At 70.9% G+C, this 18,271-nt stretch carries 17 protein-coding genes; 7 read left to right on the plus strand and 10 right to left on the minus strand.

Going from position 1 to position 18,271, the window contains the following annotated elements:
• The first annotated feature begins 109 nt into the window (after positions 1 to 109).
• Positions 110 to 781 (plus strand): endonuclease NucS, encoded by a 672-nt coding sequence (gene nucS, locus ACZ5CW_RS36250; protein WP_468609164.1) that lies wholly within the window; start codon positions 110 to 112, stop codon positions 779 to 781.
• A gap of 592 nt (positions 782 to 1,373) precedes the next feature.
• Here the strand turns inward: nucS and ACZ5CW_RS36255 are convergent.
• From ACZ5CW_RS36255 to ACZ5CW_RS36270, 4 genes are all read right to left on the minus strand, one after another.
• On the minus strand, positions 1,374 to 3,965 hold the full coding sequence (locus tag ACZ5CW_RS36255) for an ATP-binding protein (protein ID WP_468609166.1): 2,592 nt from the start codon (positions 3,963 to 3,965) through the stop codon (positions 1,374 to 1,376).
• A 271-nt stretch (positions 3,966 to 4,236) separates the two neighbouring features.
• Complete coding sequence (locus tag ACZ5CW_RS36260) at positions 4,237 to 4,560, minus strand: STAS domain-containing protein (RefSeq protein WP_451355083.1); 324 nt, start codon at positions 4,558 to 4,560, stop codon at positions 4,237 to 4,239.
• Between the two features lie 212 nt (positions 4,561 to 4,772).
• Positions 4,773 to 5,621, minus strand: a complete 849-nt coding sequence (locus ACZ5CW_RS36265; protein ID WP_468609168.1) for a 3-hydroxyacyl-CoA dehydrogenase family protein — start codon at positions 5,619 to 5,621, stop codon at positions 4,773 to 4,775.
• A 123-nt stretch (positions 5,622 to 5,744) separates the two neighbouring features.
• Entirely contained in the window at positions 5,745 to 6,386 is a 642-nt protein-coding gene (locus tag ACZ5CW_RS36270; protein WP_468609170.1) for a TetR/AcrR family transcriptional regulator, read from the minus strand.
• A gap of 81 nt (positions 6,387 to 6,467) precedes the next feature.
• Between ACZ5CW_RS36270 and ACZ5CW_RS36275 the strand changes: the two genes are divergently transcribed.
• Genes ACZ5CW_RS36275 through ACZ5CW_RS36285 form a run of 3 tightly spaced genes read left to right on the plus strand, consistent with a single transcriptional unit; the run spans position 6,468 to position 8,617 of the window.
• Entirely contained in the window at positions 6,468 to 7,253 is a 786-nt protein-coding gene (locus tag ACZ5CW_RS36275; RefSeq protein ID WP_468609172.1) for an ABC transporter ATP-binding protein, read from the plus strand.
• Positions 7,254 to 7,281: 28 nt separating this feature from the next.
• Positions 7,282 to 8,031, plus strand: a complete 750-nt coding sequence (locus ACZ5CW_RS36280; RefSeq protein ID WP_468609174.1) for an ABC transporter permease — start codon at positions 7,282 to 7,284, stop codon at positions 8,029 to 8,031.
• 13 nt (positions 8,032 to 8,044) lie between these two features.
• Positions 8,045 to 8,617, plus strand: coding sequence for a cob(I)yrinic acid a,c-diamide adenosyltransferase (locus tag ACZ5CW_RS36285; RefSeq protein ID WP_468609176.1), 573 nt, complete (start codon positions 8,045 to 8,047; stop codon positions 8,615 to 8,617).
• Here the strand turns inward: ACZ5CW_RS36285 and ACZ5CW_RS36290 are convergent.
• The gene (locus ACZ5CW_RS36290; protein ID WP_468609178.1) at positions 8,614 to 9,189 is read right to left on the minus strand and encodes a hypothetical protein; all 576 of its coding nucleotides are present in this window, start codon (positions 9,187 to 9,189) and stop codon (positions 8,614 to 8,616) included. The two genes, ACZ5CW_RS36285 and ACZ5CW_RS36290, sit on opposite strands and share 4 nt — an antisense overlap.
• A gap of 151 nt (positions 9,190 to 9,340) precedes the next feature.
• Between ACZ5CW_RS36290 and ACZ5CW_RS36295 the strand changes: the two genes are divergently transcribed.
• The 3 genes from ACZ5CW_RS36295 (at position 9,341) to ACZ5CW_RS36305 (ending at position 13,098) form a co-directional block, all read left to right on the plus strand.
• Complete coding sequence (locus ACZ5CW_RS36295) at positions 9,341 to 10,513, plus strand: sensor histidine kinase (protein WP_468609180.1); 1,173 nt, start codon at positions 9,341 to 9,343, stop codon at positions 10,511 to 10,513.
• A complete protein-coding gene (locus ACZ5CW_RS36300; RefSeq protein ID WP_468609182.1) occupies positions 10,510 to 11,151 on the plus strand; it encodes a response regulator in 642 nt (213 codons plus the stop codon). Before ACZ5CW_RS36295 ends, ACZ5CW_RS36300 begins: the two co-directional genes overlap by 4 nt.
• A gap of 126 nt (positions 11,152 to 11,277) precedes the next feature.
• Positions 11,278 to 13,098 carry a glycosyl hydrolase family 18 protein gene (locus ACZ5CW_RS36305; RefSeq protein WP_468609184.1) on the plus strand — a complete coding sequence of 607 codons (1,821 nt, stop codon included), beginning with the start codon at positions 11,278 to 11,280 and terminating at the stop codon, positions 13,096 to 13,098.
• A gap of 79 nt (positions 13,099 to 13,177) precedes the next feature.
• Here ACZ5CW_RS36305 and ACZ5CW_RS36310 read toward each other — a convergent pair whose 3' ends face one another.
• The 5 genes from ACZ5CW_RS36310 to atpA all read right to left on the minus strand — a co-directional run bounded on the left by ACZ5CW_RS36310 (position 13,178) and on the right by atpA (position 18,230).
• Complete coding sequence (locus tag ACZ5CW_RS36310) at positions 13,178 to 13,624, minus strand: DUF2550 domain-containing protein (protein ID WP_393737845.1); 447 nt, start codon at positions 13,622 to 13,624, stop codon at positions 13,178 to 13,180.
• A gap of 153 nt (positions 13,625 to 13,777) precedes the next feature.
• Entirely contained in the window at positions 13,778 to 14,152 is a 375-nt protein-coding gene (locus ACZ5CW_RS36315) for a F0F1 ATP synthase subunit epsilon (RefSeq protein WP_031171909.1), read from the minus strand.
• A gap of 110 nt (positions 14,153 to 14,262) precedes the next feature.
• Positions 14,263 to 15,699 (minus strand): F0F1 ATP synthase subunit beta, encoded by a 1,437-nt coding sequence (atpD, locus tag ACZ5CW_RS36320; RefSeq protein WP_468609187.1) that lies wholly within the window; start codon positions 15,697 to 15,699, stop codon positions 14,263 to 14,265.
• A complete protein-coding gene (locus ACZ5CW_RS36325; protein ID WP_468609189.1) occupies positions 15,699 to 16,616 on the minus strand; it encodes a F0F1 ATP synthase subunit gamma in 918 nt (305 codons plus the stop codon). The genes atpD and ACZ5CW_RS36325 overlap by 1 nt, the downstream gene beginning before the upstream one ends.
• Before the next feature lie 21 nt (positions 16,617 to 16,637).
• Positions 16,638 to 18,230, minus strand: coding sequence for a F0F1 ATP synthase subunit alpha (gene atpA, locus ACZ5CW_RS36330; RefSeq protein ID WP_225827334.1), 1,593 nt, complete (start codon positions 18,228 to 18,230; stop codon positions 16,638 to 16,640).
• Positions 18,231 to 18,271: the final 41 nt, after the last annotated feature.

The following is an 18,271-nucleotide window of genomic DNA, read 5'->3' on the forward strand; positions in this document are numbered from 1 at the left end:
ACAATCGGCCAGGGATGAACAAGAGTTTCCAGGGACATTTGGGGCGATCCCTGGGGAGCGGGACGGGCGGATCGCGCGCACCGACGGGCGTCGAGTAGCGTTGCCGACCATGCGTCTCGTCATTGCCCGATGCTCGGTCGACTACGCCGGCCGGCTCACCGCCCACCTGCCCTCGGCGCCCCGCCTGATCCTGGTCAAGGCGGACGGCAGCGTCTCCATCCACGCCGACGACCGGGCCTACAAGCCCCTCAACTGGATGTCGCCGCCCTGCACGCTGAAGGAGGGCGCGGGCGAGGACGAGGGCGTGTGGACCGTCGTCAACAAGGCGGGCGAGAAACTGATCATCACGATGGAGGAGATCCTCCACGATTCCTCGCACGAACTGGGCGTGGACCCCGGGCTGATCAAGGACGGCGTGGAAGCGCACCTCCAGGAACTGCTCGCCGACCGCATCGAGACGCTCGGCGAGGGCTACACGCTCATCCGCCGCGAGTACATGACGGCGATCGGCCCGGTGGACATCCTGTGCCGGGACGCCGACGGCGGGACGGTCGCGGTCGAGATCAAGCGGCGCGGCGAGATCGACGGCGTGGAGCAACTCACGCGCTACCTCGAGCTGTTGAACCGCGACCCGCACCTGGCCCCCGTGCGCGGCGTCTTCGCCGCCCAGGAGATCAAGCCCCAGGCCCGCGTCCTGGCCACCGACCGCGGCATCAACTGCCAGATCCTCGACTACAACGCCCTCCGCGGCATCGAGGACGACAAGCTGCGACTGTTCTGACCCCACCGCCCCCGGCACCCCGCACGACACCCGGCTGCGCACCCCGCTCAGCCGCGCGCTTCCACCGCCGCGACGGCGCTGGGCCCGTGCGGCGGCGACCGGCGGTACCGGCCCAGCCCGAGACCGTCGGGCACGACCGTGACGACCGCGCACCCGCCTCCGCGGGTGCGCCGAGGCAGCCCCTGCTGCCCGCCCCCTCGGCCCTGCCCTCTCCGCCGCCCCGCCGCCGCCCCGCCGCCACGCCGCGCCCGTGCGGCGGTGGCCGGCGGGGCCGGAGCAGCCCGAGACCCGTCGGGCGCGACCGTCACGGGTGCGCACTCCCCCCGCCGGATCGGTCCGAGGGCCCTCGCCGAGCACCGCCGCCACAGGTGCGCACCCGCCTCCGCAGGTGCGGCGAGGCAGCCCCCGCCGCACGCCCCCCTCGGCCGCGCACTCCTCCCCGCCACCCTGCCTTCTCCACCCAGCCTCCCCGCCACGACGGGCGCCAAGCCCGGGCGGCGGTGACCGGCGGGGCCGGACCAGTCCGAGACCGTCGGGCACCGCCGGCACGGCTGTGTAGTCGCCTCCGCGGGTTCGGTGGGGCGGTGGTGGGTTACATCACCGCGGCGGAACTGGCCGGTGATCCCGTGTCGCCGCCCTGCGGTGCGCTCGCCGACGCGCTGGTCGACGTCCCGCCGTCGGAGCCGGTCGTCGTGCCGGCGTCCGTGCCGCTCGTGGTGCCGCCGGAGTCGCCCCCCGTGGTCCCGCCCGTGGTCCCGCCGGTGGTCCCGCCGGTGGTGGTACCCCCCGTGGTCGTCGTACCGCCGGAGTCGCCGCCCGTGGTGCCGCCGGTGGTGCTGCCTCCGGTGGTGCCGCCCGTGGGCGTGCCCCCCGTGCTCCCGCCTGTCGTGCCGCCGGTGGGGGTGCCGCCCGTGGTGCCGCCGGTGGACCCGCCCGTCGTGCCGCCGCTCGAGGAACCCGAGGACCCCGACGGCTTGGGCGACTTGGACGGGGAGCCGGAGGAGGAGCCGGAACCGGACGGCCTGACGCTCTCCGACGGCCGCGCGGTGCCCGCCGGCGGCGCCGGGTCGTCCGCCGTGCCGTACGTGCCGTCGGGCCCCGGTGACGTGGGCCGGCCGCTCGCCGTGCCGTGGTCGCCCTCCCCGCCGGGCTCCTTCGGGTCCGCGCCCAGGCTGCCGTCGTCGACACCCTGGCTCGCCGACGGGTTGACGTCGACCGTGCCGGCCGGGTTCTTGCCCGCGTTCTCGTCGGAGGTCATGCCGAGGGTGACGACGGTGCCGAGCACGGCGGCGAGCAGCGCGCCCGAGCCGGCCGCCACCAGGTTGCGGCGGGCCAGGCGCCGGAAGGCGCCGTGCGGCTTGACGTCCGGGGTCTGACGGGTGACCAGGGGGTCGCCGGCGAGGCCGTACGGCGGCGGCGCCGACTCCTCGTGCCGCGCCTCCGGCACCTCTTCGCCCGCCACGGCCACCGCCCCCGGCACCTCGCCCGAGCGGTCGGCGACCAGCGCCAGCGCCCGCCGGCCGGCCATGGTGCCCCGCTTGTCGGCGAGCGCCCCGCGCAGCCCGTTGGAGGCCTCCAGTTCGGCGCGCGCCCGGTCGAGCTGTCCGCCGCAGAGCGCGAGTATGCCCAACTCGTGGTGGAAATAGGCTTGTTCGAACACCTCGCCGGAGGCCCGGGAGGCTTCCGAGCCGGAGCGCAGGGACCGTTCCCAGGCGCTCCAGTGGAATCCGGCGGCGAAGGCGGGCCCGGCCGTCCGGGCGAGCCGTACCGCGCAGGCCTCTTCGCCCTCGGCCACCGGGGAGGTCTGCGGCACGACGGCGGCGAGCGCGGCCAGCACCGCGTCGGCCTCCGCGCACACCCGCTCGGGGGTCACCGAGGGATGACCGGCCCACCAGGCGTAGTGCTGGGCGGCGGCGAGGGCCTGGGCCGGGGCGTCGTCGGCGTATCCGGCGGCCTCCAGCTGGGTCTGCACGCCGGCGGCGAGGCGGTAGCGGGAGCCCACCGGGGAGACCAGTCCACAGCCCGCCAGCTCGCCGAGGGCGGCGTCGGCGTGCGTGTCGCCGACCAGGGCCGGCAGGTGTGCCTGGTGGGGCACTTCGCCGCCGAGGGCGACCGCGAAGCGGAGGGCGGCGCGGGCGGAGGCGCTGAGCCGGGAGGCGAGCAGCGGGGCGGGGGCCGCGGCATCGCCGAGGGAGGGCAGCGGGACGTCCTCCGGCAGGTCGACGGCCATGTCCGCGGGCACGTCCGCCGGCTCGCGGACGTCCTCGAAGACGCCGTACTCGTCCACCGCCCCGGTGCTGGCCCGCAGCTGGTCGCGCTGCCGCAGCAGGGCGCCGGCCTGTACGAACCTCAGCGGCAGCCCCTCGGACTCGAACCAGAGGTCGCCGGCCCAGTTGGCCTCGTCCTCGGTGAGGACGCGGCCGACGGTCCGCTCCAGGATCTCCACGCCGGCGGCGCGGTCGAGGCCGCCGAGGAAGATCTCCTCGGCCTCCGACTCGGCGGAGGGCGCGGGGACGCCGGGAGTGGCGCCCAGCAGGAACGCGCACTCGGGGGTGGCGTCGAGCAGCTCGTCCAGGGCGGTGCCGCCGAACTCGATGTCGTCCAGGACGACGACCGCGCCGATCTCCCGCACCAGGGCGAGCAGTTCGTCCCGTTCCGGGCGGTACCGGGGGGCGTCGTACACGGTGTGGAAGAGGTCGTGCAGCACCTCGCCGGCCGTGCGGTGGAAGCCGTTCAGGCGGACCACGCCGTCGGGGGCGAGGTCCTGGCAGTCCTCGGCGACCAGGTCGAGGAGGGCGGTACGGCCGGAGCCGCCGGGTCCGGTCAGCCGTACGGAGCGGCCCCGGGCCAGCAGCCGGACCAGGCGCTCGCGTTCGTCCTGGCGCTCCAGCAGGGAGTAGGTCGGCTGGGCGGGTCCGGGCGGGACCGGCGGGCGGGCGGCACGCTCGGCCTCGGCGCGCTCGGCGGCGGTGCGCTTGCGGGGCCGGCCGGGGCGTTCGGCGGGCGGGCAGGGCTCTATCTCGCTGCCGTCGACCGGGTTGACGGTCAGCAGCAGGTCACCGGAGACGAGCTGCACCGTACGGGCGGGCGCGCTCGGGACGAAGTCGGAGGTGAGGGAGTCCCGGGGCGGGCGGCGGCTGTGCGCCTGGCCGTGCTCCTCGGGTCCCGGGGTGTTCGGGTCCATGGGTTCAAGCCCCCCAAAAGCGTCGTGTGCCCGTGATCCGGCCCCTCCCGGCCTGCCGCACACCGCGCTGTCGCTTCTGGTCCGGGCCCGCCAGGTCGAGGGTTGCGAGGCAGCGGGCGACCGAACCCTAAACCTTCGCTCAGTATCTCCGACAGGGCGGGGTACCGTGCGGTCCGAGACGTCACAGTCTCGTGAGGATTGCCCGCGACGTTGGGCTTCGGCGGCTGCGCCCGGGTCTCCCCCGTCGCCCGGTTCACACCGGATCCTGGCGTTACACCCGGGGCAGCGACTCCACGCCGATGCCGCCCTCGATGGCGAGGATGCGGTGCAGCCGGGTGGCCACCAACAGGCGCTGCATCTGCGGCGGTACGCCGCGCAGCACCAGCCGGCGACCGCAGCGGCCGGCGCGCCGGTGGGCACCCATGATCACCCCGAGGCCGGTGGCGTCCCAGGAGTCCAGTTCGGACAGGTCGAGCACCAGGTCGCCGACGCCGTCGTCGACGGCCGAGTGCAGGGCCGTACGGGCGTCCGCCGCGCTGCGGACGTCGAGGCGGCCCCCGACGACCAGCTCGACGTGGTCGCCCCTGATGTACATATGCGCTCCCCGTTGACTGCGGTTGGCGTACTCCGTGACGGTGCTGTGCAACGTCTGACTGTGTGAGTGGCGGACCGGTTGCTGCTTGTAAGCGAACCGATACCGAATTCACCCCTGAGAGTGATCCTCCCGGGGTGAATGTCCGGCGTATGTGTGTACGGAGGGCCCGGTACGCCGTACCGACGGGTCCCGGTACGGCGCACTGACGCTTCTCAGTACGTGTAGAAGCCCTGCCCGCTCTTGCGGCCGATGTCACCGGCGTCCACCATCCGGCGCATCAGCTCCGGCGGGGCGAACTTCTCGTCCTGGGACTCGGTGTAGATGTTGCTGGTGGCGTGCAGCAGGATGTCCACGCCGGTGAGGTCCGCGGTGGCGAGCGGGCCCATGGCGTGGCCGAAGCCCAGCTTGCAGGCGAGGTCGATGTCCTCGGCGGTCGCGACGCCCGACTCGTAGAGCTTGGTCGCCTCGACGACGAGGGCGGAGATCAGCCGGGTGGTGACGAAGCCGGCGACGTCGCGGTTGACGACGATGCAGGTCTTGCCGACGGACTCGGCGAACTCCCGGGCGGCGGCGAGGGTTTCGTCGCTGGTCTTGTAGCCACGGACCAGCTCGACGAGCTGCATCATCGGCACCGGCGAGAAGAAGTGCACACCGACGACCCGCTCGGGGCGCTCGGTGGCCGCCGCGATCTTGGTGATCGGGATGGCGGAGGTGTTGGAGGCGAGCACGGTGTCCTCGCGCACGATCTTGTCGAGCGCGCGGAAGATCTCGTGCTTGACCTCCAGCTTCTCGAAGACGGCCTCCACGACGATGTCGGCGTCGGCGGCCGCGTCCAGATCGGTGGTCGGGGTGATGCGGGCCAGGGCGGCCCCGGCCTCGCCCGCCTCCAGCTTGCCCTTGCCGACGAATTTGTCGTACGAGGCCTTGATGCCGTCGGTGCCACGCCTCAGTGCCTCGTCGGTGACGTCACGCAGGACGACGTCCCAGCCCGCCTGCGCGGCGACCTGAGCGATACCGGCCCCCATGAGACCGGCCCCGATGACAGCAAGCTTCCGTGCCACTCCGACTCCCTCGAACCCTGTTGACGTCTGCCTCCTCGGCGGACCATAGCGCTCTGGAGCCGCTGTGTGACCGGTAAGTAACGCGCGTCACGTCTCATTTGACGGACATCACACCGCCAGGGGTCAGGGCGCGCCACGGACGGCGTAGTTGAGGACCTTTTCGCTCAACAGGTCCTCGATGTCGTCGAGGAGGACGAGCACCTCTCGGGATACTTCGCGTGGTTCGCGCCCCTTGACCATCTCGCGGCCGATGACCGCGATGACCGTTCCGTGGATCCAGGAGATCTGGCCCGCCATCAGGTGGGGCAGTTCGTCGTCGGCCGCGGGACCGGTCTCCTCGCGCAGGGCCTGCTCCAGGTTGGCCTGCACCTCCTGGGCGAGCGCCCACAGCCGGGAGCGCAGGGCGGGCGCCTCCTCGATGACCTTCATGAAGGCCGCGTAGCCGGACAGCAGGCCGACCCGGGGCGAGACCGCCTCGACCTCCTCGCGCAGCTCCCGCAGGACCGCGCGGGCGGCCGACTCGCCGGCGGGGCGCCCCCGCACCCAGCGGGCCAGCCGGTCGACCATCCCGGCCGAGCGGTCGAAGAAGAGGTCCTCCTTGGCCGGAAAGTAGTTGTAGACGGTGTTGACGGAGACGTTGGCGGCATCGGCGATCTCCGCGACCGTCACCGCGTCGAAGCCGCGCTCCACGAACAGGCCCGTGGCGACATCCGAGATGTCCTGCCTGGTCTGCCGCTTCTTCCGCTCCCTGAGCCCCTCTGCCATGCCTTCATCCTAACTTTCGCTGGGTCCACCCAAAACTTGGAGTCATTGCAAAATTTCAGGGACTCTGTTTTTCTGGGTGGCATGGCAGCAGTCATCAGCGCGGCGGGCCTCGCCCGCACCTTCCAGACCAAAGCCGGGCCCGTGGAGGCCGTGCGGTGCGTCGACCTCGCCGTCCAGGAGGGCGAGATCCTCGGCCTCCTCGGACCCAACGGCGCCGGCAAGACGACCACCCTGCGGATGCTCACCACCCTGTTGAAGCCCACCGGCGGCGCGGCCACCGTCGCCGGACACGACCTGTCGACCGACCCCGCCGGGGTGCGCCGGGTGATCGGTTACGTCGCCCAGTCCGGCGGGGTCGATCCGCAGATCACCGTGCGGGAGGAGCTGGTCACCCAGGGCCGGATGTACCGCCTGCCGAAGGCCGAGGCGGTCGAGCGCGCCGGGGAACTGGCCCGGGAGCTGGATCTCACCGGGCTCCTCGACCGGAGGACCGGTGCGCTCTCCGGCGGCCAGCGGCGCCGTCTCGACATCGCGATGGCGCTCACCCACCGCCCGAAGGTGCTCTTCCTCGACGAGCCGACGACCGGCCTGGACCCCGGCAGCCGTGCCGACCTGTGGGACCTGGTCCGCCGGCTGCGCCACGCGTACGGCACCACCGTGTTCCTGACCACCCACTACCTGGACGAGGCCGACGCCCTCGCCGACCGCCTGGTGATCGTCGACCAGGGCGTGGTCGCGGCCGAGGGCACGCCGGGCGCGCTCAAGCTGGAGCACGGCGGCTCGCTCGACGCCACGCTCCAGGACACCTTCCTCGCCATCACCGGCCGCGGCCCCGCACCGGCCGACACCACTCCGGTAGCCGTCTAGAACCCCTGAGCCGTATAGGACCCCTGGAATGCTTCTCCACGACACGGCCCTCGTCTGCGGCCGGTACCTGCGCCAGTCCCTGCGCTCCCGCTTCGCCCTGCTCTTCGGGGTGCTGACGCCGCTGCTGTATCTGCTCTTCTTCGGACCGCTGCTCACCGACCTGCCGCTGGGCGGCGAGGGCAGCTCCTGGCAGGTGCTCGTCCCCGGTCTGCTGCTCCAACTCGGCCTGTTCGGCGCCCTGTTCGCGGGCTTCACGGTCATCGTCGAGAACGGTCAGGGGGTGGTGGAGCGGATGCGGGTGACCCCGGTCAGCCGCCTCGCCCTGCTCCTCGGCCGGGTGCTGCGGGACGCCATGGTGTTCGTCTTCCAGGCGGTGCTGCTGGTCCTGGCGGCGATGGTGCTGGGCCTGCGCGCACCGCTCGGGGGCATCCTGATCGGCTTCGCCTTCGTCGCCCTGCTCACACTCTCGCTGGCCTCGCTGTCGTACGCGCTGGGGATGAAGGTCCGCACACCGCAGGAGTTCGGCCCGTTGATCAACGCGGTGTCGATGCCGTCGATGCTGCTGTCCGGTCTGATGCTGCCGATGACGCTCGCCCCGGCCTGGCTGGACGTGCTCTCGCACTTCGTGCCGTTCCGCTATCTGGTGGACGCGGTGCGCGACGCGTACGTCGGCCAGTACACCAGCGCGCACATGTTCTACGGCGTCCTCGTGGCCGTCGGCTTCGCGGCACTCGCCGTGACAGTGGGCACACGCGTGTTCCGGAGCGCGGGAGCGTAACTACGCTGGCCACATGGTCAATCTGACGCGCATCTACACCAGGACCGGTGACAAGGGCACCACCAACCTCGGCGACATGAGCCGGGTGCCCAAGACGGACCTCCGGATCTCCGCGTACGCGGATGCCAACGAGGCCAACGCGGTGATCGGCACCGCGATCGCGCTCGGCGGGCTGGACGAGGAGGTCGTCAAGGTCCTCACCCGCGTCCAGAACGACCTGTTCGACGTGGGCGCGGACCTGTCGACGCCGGTGGCGGAGAACCCGGAGTTCCCGCCGCTCAGGGTGGAGCAGTTCTACATCGACAGGCTGGAGGCGGACTGCGACCGCTTCAACGAGCGCCTGGAGAAACTGCGCTCCTTCATCCTGCCGGGCGGTACACCGGGGGCGGCGCTGCTGCACCAGGCCTGTACGGTCGTCCGCCGGGCCGAGCGCTCCACCTGGGCGGCCCTCGAGGTCCACGGCGAGTCCATGAACCCGCTGACCGCGACCTACCTCAACCGCCTCTCCGACCTGCTGTTCATCCTGGCCCGGGCGGCGAACGGCGAGGCCGGGGACGTGCTGTGGGTGCCGGGCGGGGAACGCTAGGGCCGCTCGACCGGCTCCGGCTCCGGCTCCGGCCTCCGCGCCGGTTCCCGCTTCGGGAACAGCGTGTAGCTCCCGGCGATGATCACGTTGATGCCGATCACCCACAGCATCCGCAGCTGCCACGCCCGCAGGGAGCCGGTGTCGCCGTCGCCACCGACGTACCAGACGGCCCCCTGGAGCAGGGCCATGGCGACGAGCGCGGCCAGGAACCAGCGGCCCGCGACCTTCCACTCGTGGACGGCGCGGGCCGTGCCGTACTTCGGGGGCCTGACCGGGGGCGGGCCGTCGGCGAACCGGTGGGCGACCCGGGCGTCGGCCCACTTGACGGTGGAGTGACCGAGGCCGACGGTGAAGCCGATGTAGACGGCGGCGAGGCCGTGCCGCCAGTCGGGTTCGGCGCCGTTCTTGAGGTCGATCGCGGTCACCACGAAGAGCACGATCTCCAGAAGCGGCTCGCACAGCAGCAGCGCCAGACCGGTCCGCGGCATCCGCAGGGCGTACCGGAAGGCCAGTCCGGCCGCCAGCAGCACCCAGAACGCCACCTCACAGGCGATGATCATTCCGACGATCACGGCTCGCTCCCTTCGCTCACCCCTCCAGGCTCCCGTGGGCCGGTGTGCGGATCATCGTCGTCGCTGACGAAACCGCCGTAAGCGAAAGTCGCAGTCCGGGACCGTTCCCGGGGTGCAGGCGGTGCGGCCGGGGGCCGTGTTGGATGGAGCCATGCCCCTCGCACTCCCCCGCCCGCACCGCGACGACTGGAGCATCGCCGCGGGCGGGCTGCTCGGCGGGGTGCTGATGTGGGCGCTCGGGATCCACCCCCGTCCGGCCTCGGACCCCCTCGTGCTGTGGCACGCGGCCTGGGCCCCGCTGGTGCCGCTGGCGGTGACCGTCGCCTGCGAGCCGCTGCGCCGCACCCGGCCCCGTCTCGGTCTGCTGATCGGCACGGCCGCGCTGACGCTGGACACGATGACCGTCGGCAGCATCGTCACCGTGGTGCTGTACACGGACCTGGTGTACGCGGCCGTCCTGTACGGCACCCCCGCCTCCGCCCGCCGCATCCCGTGGATCACCGGAATGCTGACGGTCCTCGGGGGCCTCGTGCCCGCCGCCCTCTGGCGTGATCCGCAGGCCCTGCTGATCGGGGTCGCCGTCGGAGTGGTGGCGTTCGCGCCCGCCGCCACCGGCTGGGTGGTGCGCAACCACCGCGACGCCGCCGAGTCGGCCCGGCTGCGCGCCGAACAGACCGCGCTGCTCGCCGAGATGGACCGCACCCAGGCCGTCACCGCCGAACGTGCCCGGATGGCCCGGGAGCTGCACGACATGGTCGCCAACCATCTGTCCGCGATCGCCATCCACTCCACCGCCGCGCTGTCCATCGACGACCCGAAGACCTCCCGGCAGGCCCTGGACGTGATCCGGGAGAACAGCATCGAGGGGCTGGCCGAGATGCGGCGGCTGATCGGGATCCTGCGCGACAGCAGCGGTGACCGGGAGCCTGTCGCCACCCCCACCCTGGACGGTCTCGCCGCCCTGGTCGAGGGCGCCCGCGCAGGCGGCCTGGACGTCATCCTGGACGCCGGCCACGACCGCGTGCCCGCACCGGTCGGGCTGGCCGCGTACCGGATCGTCCAGGAGTCGCTGACCAACGTCCTGAAACACGCGGCCGAGGGGCGGGTCCAGCTCGTCCTGCGCCAGGAGGACGACACCCTGCACGTCCGGGTGACCAGCCCCTACCGCCCCGGTGACACCGCCCGCGCACCCGGCTCGGGCTCCGGCCTCGCCGGGATGCGGGAGCGCACCGCCCTGCTCGGCGGGCGTTTCGAGGCGGGGCCCGAGGGCGGTCGGTGGGCCGTGCGCGCCGCACTTCCGCTCACCGAAGGAGACCCCGCATGATCCGTGTCCTGGTCGCCGAGGACCAGTCAGCCGTCCGCGCCGGGCTCGTGCTGATCCTGCGCAGCGCGCCCGACATCGACGTGGTCGGCGAGGCGGAGGACGGGCTGCGGGCGGTCGAACTGGCCCGGAGCACGGGGCCGGACCTGGTCCTGATGGACATTCAGATGCCGCTTCTGGACGGGGTGTCCGCGACCCGGCAGATCGTCGCCGAGCGGCTCGCCGACGTGCTCGTGCTGACCACCTTCGACCTGGACGAGTACGTGTTCGGGGCGCTGCGGGCGGGGGCGGCCGGGTTCCTGCTGAAGAACGCCGAGGCGAAGGATCTGCTGCAGGCGGTGCGGACGGTGGCCCGCGGGGAGGGGATCGTCGCGCCGGCCGTGACCCGGCGGCTGCTCGCGGAGTTCGCCGCGGCACCCGTGCGGACGGCGAAGGCCGATCCGGCCGTGCTGTCGGGGTTGACCCGGCGTGAGCGGGAGGTGTTGTCCTGCGTCGGCGAGGGGCTGTCCAACGCCGAGATCGCCGAGCGGCTCGAGATGGCGGAAGGCACGGTGAAGACGCACGTCAGCCGCCTGCTGGCCAAGCTGGAGCTGCGCAGCCGGGTCCAAGCGGCCGTGCTCGCACAGGAGTTGGGGGTGTAGCTACCCCGAGGGGGCGAGTGGTCCAGACCTATTGACCTGTGGTCCAGACCTTTCTACTCTCGCAGCACTGTGGGCATGGAGGCTCAGTCATGCCCCTGACATCCCCGACAACGAGGGAGGCGCAGCATGCGCTTCAGACACAGAGCCGCGGCAGGACTCGCGACCCTGGCGCTCCCCCTGGCCGGCCTGGTCGGTCTCGCGAGCCCCGCCCAGGCCGCGACCAACGCGACGGCGAGCTTCACCAAGAGCAGCGACTGGGGAACCGGTTTCGGCGGTCAGTGGACCATCAAGAACACCGGCACCTCCAGCATCAGCTCCTGGACCGTCGAGTGGGACTTCCCCTCCGGCACGTCCGTCACCTCCGCCTGGGACGCGGACGTCACGAACTCCGGCACCCACTGGAGCGCCAAGAACAAGTCCTACAACGGCACCCTCGCTCCCGGCGCCTCGGTCTCCTTCGGCTTCAACGGGGCGGGCTCCGGCTCCCCCTCCAACTGCAAGCTGAACGGCGACAGCTGCGACGGCACGACGGTCCCGGGGGACGCGGCACCCTCCGCCCCCGGCACACCGACCGCCTCCGGCATCACCGACACCTCGGTGAAGCTCAACTGGGGCGCGGCCACGGACGACAAGGGCGTCAAGAACTACGACGTCCTGCGCGACGGCGCCAAGGTCGCCACCGTGACGACCACCTCGTACACGGACACCGGTCTGACCGCCGGCACCGACTACTCCTACACCGTGCAGGCCCGGGACACCGCCGACCAGACCGGCCCGGTCAGCGGCGCGGTCGCCGTGCACACCACCGGCGGCGGCACCACTCCCCCGCCCACCGGCAACAAGGTCAAGCTCGGCTACTTCACCGAGTGGGGCATCTACGGCCGCAACTACAACGTCAAGAACCTGGTGACGTCCGGCTCCGCCTCCAAGATCACGCACATCAACTACGCCTTCGGCAACGTCACCGGCGGCAAGTGCGCGATCGGCGACTCCTACGCCGACTACGACAAGGCCTTCACCGCGGACCAGTCCGTCAGCGGCACCGCCGACACCTGGGACCAGCCGCTGCGCGGCAACTTCAACCAGCTGCGCCAGCTGAAGGCCAAGTACCCGAACATCAAGGTGCTGTGGTCCTTCGGCGGCTGGACCTGGTCCGGCGGCTTCGGCGAGGCCGCGAAGAACCCGGCCGCCTTCGCGCAGTCCTGCTACGACCTGGTCGAGGACCCGCGCTGGGCCGACGTGTTCGACGGCATCGACATCGACTGGGAGTACCCGAACGCCTGCGGGCTCACCTGCGACACCAGCGGGGCGGCGGCCTTCAAGAACCTGATGTCCGCGCTGCGCGCCAAGTTCGGCTCGAACAACCTGGTCACCGCGGCCACCACGGCCGACGGCTCCGCCGGCGGCAAGATCGAGGCCGCCGACTACGCGGGCGCCGCCCAGTACGTCGACTGGTACAACGTGATGACGTACGACTTCTTCGGCGCCTGGGACGCCAAGGGTCCGACGGCCCCGCACTCCCCGCTGACCTCGTACTCCGGCATCCCGAAGGCGGGCTTCACCACCGCCGACGCGATGGCCAAGTTCAAGGCGGTCGGCGTCCCCGCGAACAAGCTGCTCATCGGCATCGGCTTCTACGGCCGCGGCTGGACCGGCGTCACCCAGGACGCCCCCGGCGGCACGGCCACGGGCCCGGCGGCCGGCACCTACGAGCAGGGCATCGAGGACTACAAGGTCCTGAAGTCGTCCTGCCCGGCCACCGGCACGATCGCCGGTACGGCGTACGCGCACTGCGGTAGCAACTGGTGGTCGTACGACACCCCCGCCACCATCGCCTCCAAGATGACCTGGGCCAAGAACCAGGGCCTGGGCGGCGCGTTCTTCTGGGAGTTCAGCGGCGACACCAGCAACGGCGAACTGGTGAACGCCATCAGCAGCAACCTGTAAGAGCGAGAACCCCTAAGCGGCATCGACGCTCCCCCGGACTTCGTCCGGGGGGGGACCCCCGGTCAGCGAGTGAATGTGGCTACGCCACATTCACTCGCTGACCGGGCGGTGCTGCCTCCAGCCACGCGAGAAATCCGGTCAGCGCGTCTTCGCTCATCGCGAGTTCGAGGCGCGTGCCCCGATGGGTACACGCGAGCACCACGGCGTCGGAGAGCAGCGCCAGCTCCTCCTCGCCCTCGGGCAGCCGGCGGCCGGCCACCTCGATCTGCGCGCGCTCCAGGGTGCGGCGGGGGCGAGGGGCGTAGGAGAAGACGCGATACCACTCGATGCGGTCGCCGTTGTAGCGGGCGACGCCATAGCTCCAGCCCTTGCCGCCGGCGTCCGGTTTCTCGGCCACGTCCCAACGCAGGGAACAGTCGAAGGTCCCGCCGGAGCGCTGGATCAGCCTGCGGCGCAGTCCGAACAGGAACAGCCCCACCACCACGAGCGCGACCACGATCCCGCACACAGTCAGAGCGAGGACCATCGGCACCGACCTCCTCGTCTCCTAGGTAGGGGAACTATTTCTGTGACTGAGTAATGAAACGGAAAAAACACCCACATCTGCCTCAGCCGCGACCGGCACCGGATTGCTCCGGGCCGGCCGCGGCTGAGTGACGTCAACGTACAGCGCGCTGGTTCAGCGCGCCGCCGCCGCACGGAGGCGGACGTCCGCGCGACGCTCGGCGGCGGCGTCGCCCTCCGCCTTCGCGCGCTCCAGCTCCCGCTCCGTGCGCTGGACATCGATCTCGTCCGACAGCTCGGCGATCTCGGCCAGCAGCGACAGCTTGTTGTCCGCGAACGAGATGAAACCGCCGTGCACCGCGGCGACGACCGTTCCACCATCACTCGTACGGATGGTCACCGGGCCCGACTCCAGCACACCGAGCAGCGGCTGGTGACCGGGCATGACGCCGATGTCGCCGGACGTGGTGCGCGCGACGACCAGGGTGGCCTCGCCGGACCAGACCTGGCGGTCGGCGGCGACCAGCTCGACGTGCAGCTCAGCAGCCAAGGGTGGCTCCTCGGGTCACCACCCGGCGGTAGTGCCGGGTGTTGGGTCAATTCTACGGGGCGTGGATGAGGGGGCGGGACGGACCCGCCCCCTCGGTCGGAGCACGAGGCTCAGGAGACGCCCAGCTCCTTGGCGTTGGCCTTGAGGTCCTCGAGGCCACCGCACATGAAGAACGCCTGCTCGGGGAAGTGGTCGTACTCACCGTCGCAGATCGCGTTGAACGCGGCGATCGACTCGTCGAGCGGCACGTCCGAACCGTCCACGCCGGTGAACTGCTTGGCGACGTGGGTGTTCTGGGACAGGAAGCGCTCCACACGACGGGCACGGTGGACGACGAGCTTGTCCTCCTCGCCCAGCTCGTCGATACCGAGGATCGCGATGATGTCCTGGAGGTCCTTGTACTTCTGCAGGATCGTCTTCACGCGCATGGCCGCGTTGTAGTGATCCGCCGCGATGTAGCGCGGGTCCAGGATCCGGGACGTGGAGTCCAGCGGGTCCACGGCCGGGTAGATGCCCTTCTCCGAGATCGGACGGGACAGAACCGTCGTCGCGTCGAGGTGGGCGAAGGTGGTGGCCGGGGCCGGGTCGGTCAGGTCGTCCGCGGGGACGTAGATCGCCTGCATCGAGGTGATCGAGTGACCACGGGTCGAGGTGATGCGCTCCTGGAGGAGACCCATCTCGTCGGCCAGGTTCGGCTGGTAACCCACCGCGGAGGGCATACGGCCGAGCAGGGTCGAGACCTCGGAGCCGGCCTGCGTGAAGCGGAAGATGTTGTCGATGAAGAACAGCACGTCCTGCTTCTGGACGTCACGGAAGTACTCGGCCATGGTGAGGCCGGCCAGCGCGACGCGCAGACGGGTGCCCGGGGGCTCGTCCATCTGACCGAAGACCAGCGCGGTCTTGTCGATGACGCCCGAGTCCGACATCTCCTCGATGAGGTCGTTGCCCTCACGGGTGCGCTCACCGACACCGGCGAACACGGAGACACCGTCGTGGTTGTTGGCGACGCGGTAGATCATCTCCTGGATGAGCACCGTCTTGCCGACGCCGGCACCACCGAACAGACCGATCTTGCCGCCCTTGACGTACGGGGTCAGCAGGTCGATGACCTTGACGCCGGTCTCGAACATCTCGGTCTTCGACTCGAGCTCGTCGAAGTTCGGGGCCTTGCGGTGGATGCCCCAGCGCTCGCCCTCGTAAGTCTCGTCGACGTTCAGCACCTCACCGAGGGTGTTGAACACCTTGCCCTTGGTGAAGTCACCGACGGGCACCGTGATGGAGTCGCCGGTGTCGACGACCGGGGCCTGGCGGACCAGACCGTCGGTGGGCTGCATGGAGATCGTGCGGACCAGGCCGTCACCCAGGTGCTGGGCGACCTCCAGGGTCAGCGTCTTCTTCTCGCCGGCGTTGGCCGGGTCGGCCACCTCGACGTGAAGGGCGTTGTAGATCTCCGGCATCGCGTCGACGGGGAACTCCACGTCGACGACCGGGCCGATGACCCGGGCGACGCGGCCCGTAGCCGTCGCGGTCTCAACAGTGGTGGTCATTATCGGTCACTCCCCGCGGTCGCGTCGGCCAGGGCGCTCGCGCCACCGACGATCTCGCTGATTTCCTGGGTGATTTCGGCCTGGCGGGCCGCGTTGGCAAGACGGGAGAGCGTGTTGATCAGCTCGCCCGCGTTGTCGGTGGCCGACTTCATCGCGCGCCGCGTGGCGGCGTGCTTCGAAGCGGCCGACTGGAGCAGCGCGTTGTAGATGCGGCTCTCCACGTAGCGCGGCAGCAGGGCGTCGAGGACGTCCTCCGCCGAGGGCTCGAAGTCGTACAGCGGGAGGATCTCGCCCTTGGGCGACGCCTCCTCGGCGACCTCTTCGAGGCGCAGCGGCAGCAGCCGCGCGTCGAGCGCCGTCTGCGTCATCATCGAGACGAACTCGGTGAAGACGATGTGGAGCTCGTCCACACCACCCTCGGCCGTGTCCTTCTCGATCGCCTCGATCAGCGGCGCCGCCACCTTCTTGGCGTCCGCGTACGACGGCTCGTCGGTGAAGCCCGTGAACGACTCCGCGATCTTGCGCTCACGGAAGTTGTAGTGGGCGACACCGCGCCGGCCGACGATGTACGTGTCGACCTGCTTGCCGTCGCGCTCCAGGCGCTCGGTCAGCTGCTCCGCCGCCTTGATGGCGTTGGAGTTGAAGGCGCCGGCCAGACCGCGGTCGCTCGTGAGGAGCAGGACCGCGGCACGGGTCGGGTTGTCCGCCTCCGTGGTGAGCGGGTGCTTGGTGTTCGAACCCGTACCGACCGCCGTGACCGCACGCGTCAGCTCGGTCGCGTACGGCGTGGAGGCCGCCACCTTGCGCTGCGCCTTGACGACGCGCGAGGCGGCGATCATCTCCATCGCCTTGGTGATCTTCTTGGTCGCGGTGACGGATCGGATGCGACGCTTGTAGACCCGGAGCTGGGCTCCCATGAGTCAGGTCCCTTCCTTACGTCACTTGGCGGCAGCGGCCGGAGTGTCCTCGCCGAGCAGCTTGCCGTCCGAGGTCTCGAACTGCTTCTTGAACTCCGCCACCGCGTCGTCGATCGCCTGGATCGTGTCGTTCGACATCTTGGCGCCCTCGCGGATGGAGGTGAGCAGACCCGCCTCCTTGCGGTGCAGGTAGTCCAGCAGCTCGCGCTCGAAGCGGCGGATGTCGGCGACCGGGACGTCGTCCATACGGCCGTTGGTGCCGGCCCAGACGGAGACGACCTGGTCCTCGGTGGCCATCGGCTGGTACTGGTCCTGCTTCAGCAGCTCGACCATGCGCGAACCGCGCTCCAGCTGCGCCTTCGAGGCCGCGTCCAGGTCGGAACCGAAGGCGGCGAACGCCTCCAGCTCACGGAACTGGGCGAGGTCCACACGGAGGCGGCCGGAGACCTGGCGCATCGCCTTGTGCTGCGCGGAACCACCGACTCGGGAGACCGAGATACCGACGTTCAGCGCGGGGCGCTGACCGGCGTTGAACAGGTCCGACTCCAGGAAGCACTGGCCGTCGGTGATGGAGATGACGTTGGTCGGGATGAACGCCGAGACGTCGTTGGCCTTGGTCTCGACGATCGGCAGACCGGTCATCGAACCGGCACCCATGTCGTCGGAGAGCTTGGCGCAGCGCTCCAGCAGGCGGGAGTGCAGGTAGAAGACGTCACCCGGGTAGGCCTCACGGCCCGGCGGGCGGCGCAGCAGCAGCGACACGGCGCGGTAGGCGTCGGCCTGCTTCGACAGGTCGTCGAAGATGATGAGGACGTGCTTGCCCTCGTACATCCACTGCTGACCGATGGCCGAACCGGTGTACGGCGCCAGGTACTTGAAGCCGGCCGGGTCGGACGCCGGGGCGGCGACGATGGTCGTGTACTCCAGCGCGCCGTTCTCCTCCAGCGCGCGGCGCACGCCGGCGATGGTGGAGCCCTTCTGGCCGATGGCGACGTAGATGCAGCGGACCTGCTTCTTCGGGTCGCCCGAGCGCCAGTTGTCGCGCTGGTTGATGATCGTGTCGACGGCCAGGGCGGTCTTGCCGGTCTGGCGGTCACCGATGATCAGCTGACGCTGACCACGGCCGATCGGGGTCATCGCGTCGACGGCCTTGTAGCCGGTCTCCATCGGCTCGTGCACCGACTTGCGCTGCATGACCGTGGGGGCCTGCAGCTCGAGGGCGCGGCGGCCGGACGTCTCGATCTCGCCGAGACCGTCGATCGGGTTGCCGAGCGGGTCGACGACGCGGCCGAGGTAGCCCTCGCCGACCGCGACGGAGAGGACCTCACCGGTGCGCGTGACCGGCTGACCCTCCTCGATGCCGCTGAACTCACCGAGGACGATGGCACCGATCTCGCGCTCCTCGAGGTTGAGGGCGAGGCCGAGGGTGCCGTCCTCGAACTTCAGCAGTTCGTTGGCCATGGCCGAGGGCAGGCCCTCGACCTTCGCGATGCCGTCGCCGGCAAGGGTGACCGTACCGACCTCCTCGCGCGAGGCCGCGTCCGGCTTGTACGACTGGACGAAGTTCTCCAGCGCGTCCCGGATCTCCTCCGGCCGGATCGTGAGCTCCGCCATCTGGGTTCCCTGCTCTCCTTGTTGGGCCCGAAGTTTCACTT

It is taken from the genome of Streptomyces sp. NPDC031379, assembly GCF_055569615.1.

What these genes read in the sequence shown, in the direction of transcription:
- nucS (WP_468609164.1), top strand. Translation starts at nt 110, where the DNA reads ATGCGTCTCGTCATTGCCCGATGCTCGGTCGACTACGCCGGCCGGCTC.
- ACZ5CW_RS36255 (WP_468609166.1), bottom strand. Translation starts at nt 3,965, where the DNA reads ATGGACCCGAACACCCCGGGACCCGAGGAGCACGGCCAGGCGCACAGC.
- ACZ5CW_RS36260 (WP_451355083.1), bottom strand. Translation starts at nt 4,560, where the DNA reads ATGTACATCAGGGGCGACCACGTCGAGCTGGTCGTCGGGGGCCGCCTC.
- ACZ5CW_RS36270 (WP_468609170.1), bottom strand. Translation starts at nt 6,386, where the DNA reads ATGGCAGAGGGGCTCAGGGAGCGGAAGAAGCGGCAGACCAGGCAGGAC.
- ACZ5CW_RS36275 (WP_468609172.1), top strand. Translation starts at nt 6,468, where the DNA reads ATGGCAGCAGTCATCAGCGCGGCGGGCCTCGCCCGCACCTTCCAGACC.
- ACZ5CW_RS36280 (WP_468609174.1), top strand. Translation starts at nt 7,282, where the DNA reads ATGCTTCTCCACGACACGGCCCTCGTCTGCGGCCGGTACCTGCGCCAG.
- ACZ5CW_RS36285 (WP_468609176.1), top strand. Translation starts at nt 8,045, where the DNA reads ATGGTCAATCTGACGCGCATCTACACCAGGACCGGTGACAAGGGCACC.
- ACZ5CW_RS36295 (WP_468609180.1), top strand. Translation starts at nt 9,341, where the DNA reads ATGCCCCTCGCACTCCCCCGCCCGCACCGCGACGACTGGAGCATCGCC.
- ACZ5CW_RS36300 (WP_468609182.1), top strand. Translation starts at nt 10,510, where the DNA reads ATGATCCGTGTCCTGGTCGCCGAGGACCAGTCAGCCGTCCGCGCCGGG.
- ACZ5CW_RS36305 (WP_468609184.1), top strand. Translation starts at nt 11,278, where the DNA reads ATGCGCTTCAGACACAGAGCCGCGGCAGGACTCGCGACCCTGGCGCTC.
- ACZ5CW_RS36310 (WP_393737845.1), bottom strand. Translation starts at nt 13,624, where the DNA reads ATGGTCCTCGCTCTGACTGTGTGCGGGATCGTGGTCGCGCTCGTGGTG.
- atpD (WP_468609187.1), bottom strand. Translation starts at nt 15,699, where the DNA reads ATGACCACCACTGTTGAGACCGCGACGGCTACGGGCCGCGTCGCCCGG.
- ACZ5CW_RS36325 (WP_468609189.1), bottom strand. Translation starts at nt 16,616, where the DNA reads ATGGGAGCCCAGCTCCGGGTCTACAAGCGTCGCATCCGATCCGTCACC.
- atpA (WP_225827334.1), bottom strand. Translation starts at nt 18,230, where the DNA reads ATGGCGGAGCTCACGATCCGGCCGGAGGAGATCCGGGACGCGCTGGAG.